This is a genomic window from uncultured Thioclava sp. (assembly GCF_913064665.1).
Classification (GTDB): domain Bacteria; phylum Pseudomonadota; class Alphaproteobacteria; order Rhodobacterales; family Rhodobacteraceae; genus Thioclava; species Thioclava arctica.
Map to the genome: position 1 here is coordinate 36,981 of NZ_CAJYBT010000027.1, position 9,682 is coordinate 46,662.

The 9,682-nt window shown below is 59.9% G+C and carries 10 protein-coding genes and 1 pseudogene; 6 read left to right on the top strand and 5 right to left on the bottom strand.

What is annotated here, in order from left to right; genetic code table 11:
* Positions 1-19 precede the first annotated feature (19 nt).
* The 3 genes from QZ571_RS12255 (at position 20) to QZ571_RS12265 (ending at position 2,484) form a co-directional block, all read left to right on the top strand.
* Positions 20-415 carry an MAPEG family protein gene (locus QZ571_RS12255; RefSeq protein WP_295535153.1) on the top strand — a complete coding sequence of 132 codons (396 nt, stop codon included), beginning with the start codon at positions 20-22 and terminating at the stop codon, positions 413-415.
* A gap of 51 nt (positions 416-466) precedes the next feature.
* Positions 467-1,855: a dihydrolipoyl dehydrogenase gene (gene lpdA, locus QZ571_RS12260; RefSeq protein WP_295535154.1), complete on the top strand. Its 1,389-nt coding sequence runs from the start codon at positions 467-469 to the stop codon at positions 1,853-1,855.
* A gap of 104 nt (positions 1,856-1,959) precedes the next feature.
* Positions 1,960-2,484: a hypothetical protein gene (locus tag QZ571_RS12265; RefSeq protein ID WP_295535157.1), complete on the top strand. Its 525-nt coding sequence runs from the start codon at positions 1,960-1,962 to the stop codon at positions 2,482-2,484.
* Here the strand turns inward: QZ571_RS12265 and QZ571_RS12270 are convergent.
* Genes QZ571_RS12270 through panB form a run of 3 tightly spaced genes read right to left on the bottom strand, consistent with a single transcriptional unit; the run spans position 2,469 to position 4,648 of the window.
* On the bottom strand, positions 2,469-2,972 hold the full coding sequence (locus QZ571_RS12270) for an acyl-CoA thioesterase (RefSeq protein ID WP_295535160.1): 504 nt from the start codon (positions 2,970-2,972) through the stop codon (positions 2,469-2,471). The genes QZ571_RS12265 and QZ571_RS12270 overlap by 16 nt on opposite strands.
* Positions 2,973-2,987: 15 nt before the next feature.
* A complete protein-coding gene (gene panC, locus QZ571_RS12275; RefSeq protein ID WP_295535163.1) occupies positions 2,988-3,827 on the bottom strand; it encodes a pantoate--beta-alanine ligase in 840 nt (279 codons plus the stop codon).
* A complete protein-coding gene (gene panB, locus QZ571_RS12280; RefSeq protein ID WP_295535166.1) occupies positions 3,824-4,648 on the bottom strand; it encodes a 3-methyl-2-oxobutanoate hydroxymethyltransferase in 825 nt (274 codons plus the stop codon). The genes panC and panB overlap by 4 nt, the downstream gene beginning before the upstream one ends.
* A 209-nt stretch (positions 4,649-4,857) precedes the next feature.
* On the opposite strand from panB, the gene QZ571_RS12285 reads away from it, so the two are divergent.
* Both QZ571_RS12285 and QZ571_RS12290 read left to right on the top strand, forming a co-directional pair.
* Complete coding sequence (locus QZ571_RS12285; protein ID WP_295535169.1) at positions 4,858-6,330, top strand: ABC transporter substrate-binding protein; 1,473 nt, start codon at positions 4,858-4,860, stop codon at positions 6,328-6,330.
* Between the two features lie 127 nt (positions 6,331-6,457).
* Positions 6,458-7,978, top strand: a complete 1,521-nt coding sequence (locus tag QZ571_RS12290) for a bifunctional UDP-sugar hydrolase/5'-nucleotidase (protein WP_295535172.1) — start codon at positions 6,458-6,460, stop codon at positions 7,976-7,978.
* A 75-nt stretch (positions 7,979-8,053) separates the two neighbouring features.
* Here the strand turns inward: QZ571_RS12290 and QZ571_RS12295 are convergent, their stop codons facing one another.
* The gene (locus tag QZ571_RS12295; RefSeq protein ID WP_295535174.1) at positions 8,054-8,623 is read right to left on the bottom strand and encodes a carboxymuconolactone decarboxylase family protein; all 570 of its coding nucleotides are present in this window, start codon (positions 8,621-8,623) and stop codon (positions 8,054-8,056) included.
* A 128-nt stretch (positions 8,624-8,751) separates the two neighbouring features.
* Here QZ571_RS12295 and QZ571_RS12300 point away from each other — a divergent pair, with 128 nt between their 5' ends.
* Positions 8,752-9,378, top strand: a complete 627-nt coding sequence (locus QZ571_RS12300; protein WP_295535177.1) for a TetR/AcrR family transcriptional regulator — start codon at positions 8,752-8,754, stop codon at positions 9,376-9,378.
* Between the two features lie 54 nt (positions 9,379-9,432).
* On the opposite strand, the pseudogene QZ571_RS12305 reads toward QZ571_RS12300, so the two are convergent.
* Positions 9,433-9,682: pseudogene (locus QZ571_RS12305) on the bottom strand (hypothetical protein); the annotation flags it as partial.

A 9,682-nucleotide genomic window follows, 5' to 3' on the forward strand; every position in this document is an offset into this window, starting at 1 on the left:
TCTCAACCGGGAGCGACCCATGACCCCCGAACTCACCACCCTTGCACTCGCAATTCTGCTGCATATGGCCCTGATGGCCGCCTATTCAGTGAAGGCCAATCGCGAGCTGGGCCCGAAATACCCGCTCTCTCCGCGTGATGCTGCGCCGCCCAAGCCACTGTCGCCCGGCTGCGCGCGGATGCAGCGTTCGGTGAACAATTCCTTTGAAAGTCTGATCCTGTTTGCGCCCGTCGCGCTGATGGTGGGGCTGACGGGGCAATCCACCGAGGCCACGGCCACGTTTGCCGCGATCTTCCTGATCGCGCGCCTGCTGTATATCCCGGCCTATGTGGCGGGACTGGTGCCTTGGCGCTCGCTGATCTGGGGCGTTGGATTTTTCGCAACTCTGGCGCTGGCGATTGCCGCGCTGATCTGAACACCGGCGCGCCCTTTGTGCGCCCTCGAATGAACCGTAAGGAGCAAGAAAATGGCTGATTATGATGTGATCGTTATCGGCGCTGGCCCGGGCGGCTATGTCTGCGCCATCCGCTGCGCCCAGTTGGGACTGAAAACCGCCGTGGTCGAAGGCCGCGAGACGCTGGGAGGCACCTGCCTGAATGTCGGCTGTATCCCCTCCAAGGCGCTTTTGCACGCCACCCACCAGCTGCACGAAGCCGAGCATAACTTCGCCAAGATGGGCCTGAAGGGCAAATCCCCTTCGGTCGACTGGAAACAGATGCAGGCCTATAAGCAAGACGTGATTGACGGCAACACCAAGGGCATCGAGTTCCTGTTCAAGAAGAACAAAGTCGACTGGCTCAAGGGGTGGGGCTCGATCCCCGAGGCGGGCAAGGTCAAGGTCGGCGATGAGGTCCACACCGCCAAATCCATCGTGGTTGCGACCGGCTCCGAGCCCTCCTCGCTGCCCGGTATCGAGATCGACGAGAAGACCGTTGTGACCTCGACCGGCGCGCTGTCGCTTGGCAAGATCCCGAAATCGATGGTCGTGATCGGCGCAGGCGTGATCGGGCTTGAGATGGGTTCGGTCTATGCGCGTCTGGGCGCCGAGGTGACGGTGGTCGAATATCTCGACGCGATCACGCCCGGCATGGACGGCGAAGTGGCGCGCTCCTTCCAAAAGATCCTGACCAAGCAGGGGCTGAAATTCGTCCTTGGCGCGGCGGTTCAGGCTGTGGATGTGAAGAACGGCAAGGCCACGGTGAAATACCAGCTTCGCAAGGATGATAGCCAAGCCACGATTGACGCAGAGACCGTGCTTGTCGCCACCGGGCGCAAACCCTACACGGATGGTTTGGGTCTTGAGGGTGCGGGCGTGGAACTGCTGCCGCGCGGTCAGATCAAGATCGACGATCATTGGAAAACCTCGATCCCCGGCATCTACGCCATCGGCGATGCGGTTGTTGGCCCGATGCTGGCCCACAAGGCCGAAGACGAGGGCATGGCTGTCGCCGAGGTCATCGCAGGCAAGCATGGCCATGTGAATTACGCCGTGATCCCCGGCGTGATCTACACCACCCCCGAGGTCGCCTCCGTGGGCCTGACCGAAGAGGCGCTCAAGCAAGAGGGGCGCGCCTATAAGGTCGGCAAGTTCTCGTTCATGGGCAATGCGCGCGCCAAGGCGGTGTTTCAGGGCGAAGGCTTTGTAAAGCTGATCGCTGACAAGGAAACCGACCGCGTGCTCGGCTGCCACATCATCGGCCCCGGCGCGGGCGATTTGATCCACGAGATCTGCGTCGCGATGGAATTCGGCGCCTCGGCACAGGATGTAGCGCTGACCTGCCACGCCCACCCGACCTTCTCGGAAGCCGTGCGCGAGGCCGCGCTGGCCTGCGGCGACGGCGCGATTCACGCGTAAGCGACCCGATCCGGCAATGACAAAGGGCGGCCCAGTGGCCGCCCTTTTTTATTCCGGCACTGATGCTAGCATCAAAGCGAAACAGATCGGACCAATTTCCAAAGATGCATTTCAGACGCCTCGCCTATCTGGCGCTGACAATTGCCCTAGGCTTGCCAGCGGGTTATCTGCTGCGCGAAAGCTATCACCATAGTCGCCGCGATCCAGCGCGCGAGATGTTCGCGATGTTCGAAGAGCGCTGTCTGCCAAAGCTGTATGGTGCCCCCGAAGACCACCAAGGTTTGATCGAAGCACCGATGTCGCTCCACTATACGGATTTCATCGACCCGCTCAGCCGCTTCTCATTGGCAGGCAATAGCAATGACTGCAGCGTGGAAGACCTCTGTTCCCCGATCGACGCCAAGCAGGCGCGGGAACTGGCAGCCCTTGCTCGAACGCGCATCCCTGAACTCATTGGACTTGCTGAAAGCCACGACATCGACCCCATCGGCGACATGGCGATTGGCTGGATAGAGGGTGAACCTGGATCGCCTGAACGCTGGGGCGTCACCTTCTTTCGCTTCGGACCTGGGATGCTTTCACTGTCGTTGCACCTGCCCGCAGAGTTTCGCCCTCAATCCTCACTGTGATCCGCTGCCGCATCCATCTTCTGCGCGAATTCCCGGCGCAATTCGCGGCGTAGTTCCGCCGCGCGCCAGCGGTGTTTTTCCTCGCGCGTCTCAGGGGCCAGCTTGGGCACGGCGACGGGCTTGCCGTTCGCATCCACTGCGACCATCGTGAAATAGCAGCTATTGGTGTGGCGGCGCGTGCCTGCGGTGATGTTCTCGGCCTCAACGCGGATGCCGATCTCCATTGAGGTGCGCCCCGTATGGTTGACGCTGGCGCGAAACGTCACCAGTTCGCCCACGTTGATCGGTTGCTGAAAGGTCACCTGATCAACGCTCAGCGTCACCGCATATTGGCGCGAGTAGCGCGAGGCGAGCGAGAAGGCCACGCGATCAAGCCATGCCAGCAACGCCCCGCCATGTACTTTGCCCGAGAAATTCGCCTGATCGGGCGTCATCAGCACCGACATTTCCAGCTGTTTGCGTTCTTCCGGGCTTAGCGGGGTCGTCATGGTATTCCTTTCAGATCAAACCGCGATATTGTCGATCAAGCGCACATCGGCCAGCCAAAGCGCAACCAGCATGCGCACGGGCTGTGACAAATCGGACGCGGGGCGAAGGCCATCCACGGTGCGCAATTCCAGATATTCGATATCGCGAAACCCGGCCTCAAGCAGCGCGGCCTGCGCATCCATCAGCGCCGCTTGCACCGCCTTGCCCTCGCGCATGTCACTCGCGGCCGCTTGCATCACCGCATGCAAAACGGGTGCGACGGCACGCTCCGCCGCGCTGAGGCGCACATTGCGCGACGACATCGCCAGCCCGTCTTCCTCGCGGATTGTGGGGCAGCCGATGATGCGCACGGGAATGTTGAGATCGCGTACGAAGCGCTGCACGACCTGCAATTGCTGCCAGTCCTTTTCGCCAAAAAACGCGCGCCCCGCCTGCGTCATGCCAAACAGTTTTGAACAGACCGTGGCGACCCCGTCGAAGTGACCGGGGCGAAACGCGCCCTCCAGCGGTTCGGTGATGCCGCTGACCGAGACGGTGGTAGCAAAGCCGTCCGGGTAAACCTCATCAACGCCGGGCGCGAACAGCACATCGACGCCCTCGCTATCGAGCAGCGCCAGATCATGGGCCTCATCGCGGGGGTATTTTTCCAGATCCGAGGCATTGTTGAACTGCATCGGATTGACGAAAACCGTCACGATCACGCGGTCGGACTGTTCGCGTGCGGCGCGCGCAAGGCTTAGGTGCCCCTCATGCAGCGCGCCCATCGTCGGCACCACGCCCACCAGCATCCCCGAGCGTTTCCACCCCGCCACCTTCTCGCGCAGCTCATCGGCGCTGCGGATCACTTCGGTCATTTTTTCACCTCATCGGCAAAGACATGTTCGGGTCCGGGGAAGCTGCGCGCACGCACCTCGGCGGCATAATCAGAAACGGCCTGATCGGCAGCCTCGCCCAGCGCGCCAAAGCGTTTGACGAATTTCGGTTTGAACTCGGTGAACAGGCCCAGCATGTCGTCAACCACAAGCACCTGCCCGTCACAGCCTGCCCCAGCCCCGATGCCCACGGTGGGAATGTCAATCTCGGCAGTGATCTGATCGGCCAAGCCTTGGGGCACCTTTTCCAGCACGACCGAGAACGCCCCGGCATCTGCCACCGCGCGCGCATCTGCGATCAGGCGCGCACGATCTTCGCCCCGCCCCTGTACCTTGTAGCCGCCCAGCGTGTTCACCGATTGCGGCGTCAGCCCGATATGCGCCATCACCGGAATGCCACGCGCGACCAGAAAGGCGATGGTTTCGGCCATATGCTGACCGCCTTCCAACTTGACCGCGCCGGCCCCGGTTTCGGCCATCAGAATCGCGGCATTGGCGAAGGCTTGCTGCGGGCTTTCCTCGTAGCTGCCAAAGGGCATGTCGATCACCATCAGCGCATTTTGCAGACCTCGCGCCACTGCCTGCCCGTGCATCACCATCATCTCCATCGTGACGCCAAGGGTCGAGGGCAGCCCGTGCAGCACCATGCCCACGGAATCGCCCACCAGCACCAGATCGCAATGTGGATCGACCACCTTGGCAATCGGCGTGGTATAAGCGGTCAGGCACACGATAGGGGCCCCGCCCTTCATCGCGACGATATCTGCGGGCATTTTCTGCCGCGTGTTTGAGCTGGCACTCATGGTCGATCCTCCCTTGCCTTTGGGTCAAATACCTAGCGGTTCAGACCCCGTGAGGGAAGATAACATTGCTGCAACGCGGCGTTACAGGGCAAAGCGGCGTTAAAATTCCCCCCGAGCTATCGCGATTGATTGCCCCGCCGTGATGCTACTTGATCGCGAGGCAAAACCCGCCGATCATCTGGAGATTCAATGCTATCGGAGTGAGCCTCATGAAGATGCGCCTTTTTACTGCCCTTGCCGTGCTTGCGCTATCGGCCACCACAGCTTGGGCCGCGAAGGATACGATCACGCTGGGCATGGTGCTGGAGCCGCCAAACCTTGACCCGACCGCCGGGGCCGCTGCCGCGATCGACGAGGTGGTCTATGCCAATGTGTTTCAGGGTCTGACACGGTTTGGCCCTGACGGTTCAATCCGACCAGACCTGGCCAAAAGCTGGGATATTTCCGGCGATGGGCTGAGCTATACCTTTCATTTGCAAGATGGCGTGACCTTTCAAGACGGGTCGCGTTTTGACGCTGAGGATGTGAAATTCTCGCTTGATCGTGCCCGCGCCGAGGATAGCGCGAATGCGCAAAAGGCGCTGTTTACCGGGATCGAAAGCGTCGATGTGCTTGATCCGCTGACGGTCAAGTTGACGCTCAAGGCCCCCGATGGTGCGCTGCCGTTCAAGCTGGCTTGGGGCGATGCCGTGATGGTCGCGCCTGAAAGTGCCGATCAAAACGCTACCCATCCCATCGGCACCGGCCCGTTCATGTTCAAGGATTGGGCGCAGGGCGATCATATTACGCTAAGCGCCTATGAGGGCTATTGGGGCCCCCAGCCGAAACTGCGCGAGGCGACGTTTCGCTTTATTTCCGACCCAACGGCGGCATTCGCGGCGATGATGGCGGGTGATGTCGATGCCTTCCCGAACTATCCCGCGCCCGAAACGGCAGCGCAATTCAAATCCGATCCGCGCTTTAAGCTGATCATCGGCTCGACCGAGGGCGAGACGATTTTGGCGATGAACGAGCGCAACGCGCCGCTCAACGATATCCGTGTGCGTGAGGCCATCGCCCATGCAATCAACCGCAAAGACCTGATTGATGGTGCGATGTTTGGCTATGGCACGCCGATTGGCACCCATTTCGCGCCGCATAACCCGGCCTATGTCGATCTGACCGCATTATCGAATTACGACCCCGAGAAATCCAAAGCGCTGCTGAAAGAGGCGGGCGTAAGCGATCTGAAGCTGCGCCTCGCGCTACCGCCGCCCTCTTACGCGCGCCGCTCGGGCGAGATCATTCAAGCGGAACTGGCCGCCGTGGGTATTCAGACCGAGATCACCAACATGGAATGGGCCGATTGGCTCGAACGGGTGTTCAAGGGCCATGATTACGACCTCTCCATTGTCAGCCATACCGAGCCGATGGATATCGGCATCTACGCCCGGCCCGACTACTATTTCGGCTATCACAGCGAGAAATTCGACGCGGTGATGGCGGAGTTGGAGAAAACCTCGGACGCGGCCAAGCGCACCGAATTGTTGCAAGACGCCCAGCGCATTTTGGCGCAGGATTACGCCAATGGGTTCTTGTTCCAACTGCCCAAGATCGGCGTGGCGAATGCCAAGATCGAAGGCTTGTGGGAAAACGCGCCCACGCAGGCGAATGATCTGACGGCGGTTTATTGGGAGGAGTAATCGACACGCCGCCGTCATGCATGACGGCTAGTGAAATGCTTGCCAGATTTTTTAGTCTGGCGTCTGATCAAGTCACAGCCCCAACCAAGCGGGCTAACCAACAAATATCAATTTCAAGGAGTCCAATATGACCCGAACCAAGCGCCACCTCGCCAGCCTGATGCTGGGGGCCGCCACCCTTTGCCTGATGGGCACCGCGCCCGCGCGCGCCGAAACCGTCAAGCTGACCATCCTTGGCGTCGGTGACATCTATAATTTCGACGGGGATGGCCAGCGCGGCGGTTTCGCGCGCCTCAACGCAGTGGCCAAGAAAGAGCGCGCCGACAATCCAAACACGCTTTACGTTTTTGACGGTGACATGCTGTCGCCTTCGCTGCTTTCGGGCATCGACGAGGGGCAAAATACGATTGATCTGACCAATCTCGTGCCCTTCGATATCGCGGTTCCGGGCAACCACGAGTTTGATTTCGGACCGGCCAATTTCGAGCAGAAAATGGCGGGATCGAAATATCCTTGGGCCGCGATCAATATCACGCAGGCCGATGGCTCGCCGATCAAGGGGCTTGGCGGGGTGATGACCAAAGAGATCGGCGGCCTGAAAGTCGCGCTGATCCCGGTCGCGCAAGACACCACCCCCGAGGTCGCCAATTCCGGCGATCTGGTCTTTGAACCCACCGTCGACACCGCCATTGCGGCTGCCAAGAAAGCCCGCGAGGACGGGGCGGATCTGGTGATCGGCGTGGTTCAGACCGATCAGAGCAATGACCGCAAACTGATCGCGAGCCAGGATTTCGATGTCATCATGTCGGGCGACGATCACCTCAACGCGATGTTTTATGACGGGATCACCGCCTATGTCGAAACTTCGATTGACGCACGCTACCTGCAGCCGCTCGATCTGACGGTTGATGTGTCTGAGAAAGACGGCAAACGTAAAATCAGCTGGACGCCGTCCTTCCGCTGGATCGACACTGCCGATGTAACGCCCGACCCTGAGTCGATGCAACTTGTTGACGGGTTCAAGAAGCAGCTTGATGACAATCTGGGACAGGTGATCGGCACGTCTGAGGGACCGCTGGATTCGCGGCGCAACGTCGTGCGCTCGCAAGAAAGCGCGATGGGCGATCTGATTGCCGATGCGCTGCGCGATGCGACCAAGGCCGATGTGACGCTGATCAATGGCGGCGGCATTCGCGGCGACACAACCTATGACGCGGGCCACAAGCTGACGCGCAAAGATGTGATGACCGAGCTGCCCTTTGGCAACAAAACCGTCGTGACCGAGATTCCGGGCTCGCAGTTGCTCTCTGCACTTGAGAATGGCTTCAGTCAGGTCGAAAAGGGCGCAGGCCGCTTCCCGCAAGTCGCGGGCATGGATGTGGTCTATGACCCGAGCGCACCTGCGGGGTCGCGTGTGGCCTCGGTGACGATCGGCGGTCAACCGCTTGATCCGAACAAGGTCTATAAGGTCGCAACCAACGATTACATGCTGGGTGGCGGCGATGGCTACACCGCACTTGGCGGTGGCAAGGTGATCGTGAATGCGGGCAATGGCAATCTGATGGCCAATGACGTGATGACCTATATCGAGAAGAACGGCACCGTGACGACCAAGCTCGACGGTCGCATCAAAAAGGTCGGCGAGTAAAACCGAACCGACGCTGAAACGATTCGCATCGCCCTTGGCCGCAGCCTTGGGCGATGTTTTTTTGTGCGGATCGACTTAGGCGTTTACGGCCATTTTTTTCGTCCAACCAAATTTCTGCATCGGCGCATCCACCGGCGTTTGCGCCAGATGGTTGGTGTAGTTCGACATCACCTTTTGCGCGACACCAAGGACCACTTCAAGGATCTGACGCTTGGTATAGCCCGCATCCAGGAACGCTTGCACTTGTGCGTCCGAAACATCGCCACGCTGGCGCACGACCTGCAGCGTAAAGGTCCGCAGCGCTTCGAGATGGGCGTTCGGCAGCGGCGTTTCATCGCGCAGCGCATCGGAAATCGCGTCATCCACCTGCATCATTTTCGCGATGCCGGTATGGGCGGGCACGCAGTAATGGCAGGCATGTTCGACATTGATGGTCTGCCAAACGACAGTCAGCTCATCTTTGTCAAAGCTGGTTTCCTGCGCGAACAGGCGGTGCAATTGCTTATAGCCTTCCAGCAAAGCGGGGGCTTCGGCCATCGTGGCATGCAAACCGGGCAGCCGCCCGAACGCCTTGTTGGAGTCTTCCAAAAGCGCGCGGCTTGCTTGCGGGGCACTTTCGAGCGTGTGGATCGGAAAATCGGTCATGCTTGTCTCCCAGGGATATTTTTGAGCGATCACTCAAGTTCATTTCTCATCCCTAACTTTACTTGAGCGATCATTCAATATATATTTTGAGTGATCGCTCAAGTATCATCAAACCGGGACCGAAACACATGGCAAGACAGGCCAGCTACGACAGAGAAGCCGTGCTGAAACGCGCGCTCGAACTCTTTTGGGCCAAGGGGTATCACGCGACCTCGCTCAAGGATTTAGAGGTCGCGCTTGATATGCGCCCCGGCTCGATCTACGCGGCTTTCGGGTCCAAAGAGGCACTCTATGGCGAGACGCTGCGTCTTTATTCGCAGATGTCACAAACCCAATTCGAGGAACTACTGGCCAAGGCACCGACCCGGTTGGCTGGGCTGGCCGCGCATGTGCGCGCTTTGGGATGCGTCGCGCCCAACAGCGTGCCCTCGCGCGCCTGCATGCTGGTCAAAACCCTGCTTGAGACGCCCGATGATGACCCGGTCTTGCGCCAGTTGACCGAAGACATGATGCGCAAGGTCGAGGTCGCGTTCGCCAATATCTATCGCGCTGCCCGCGACGCCGGAGAAATTCCCGAAACCGCTGACCCCGAGCGACTGGCCAGCCGGTTACAGATCGAGATTTTCGGTCTACGCGCCTATGCGCAACGCACCGATTCGGGGGCGCGTGTTGCAGCCTTGGCGGATGATATCGCCCGCGACATCGAAGCTTTGGCCATATCCAAACCCACCACAGCGAACGCCCCCGCACATTAAAAGCGGCGCCGCTTTCACAAACGACGCCGCCAGATCAATGTCACACGCTCTGTCTTAGTTGCTGGCGCTGCAGGGAGCTGTCCCCGGATAGCCGCAATCAGGAGACTTGGCGGTCTCACCCGAAGACCCGACCTGTTCAGCCATTTGCACCGAAGCCTGATGCTGTTCCTGCTCGATCTTATTGGGGTCGGGGATCATCCCGGCTTTCCAAGCCTCTTCATCGGCATTGATCGCAATCTGATTATAGGCCGACACGACATAGCCCGAATGCAGCTGCACCACCGGGCCCTCCATCTGGAGGCTT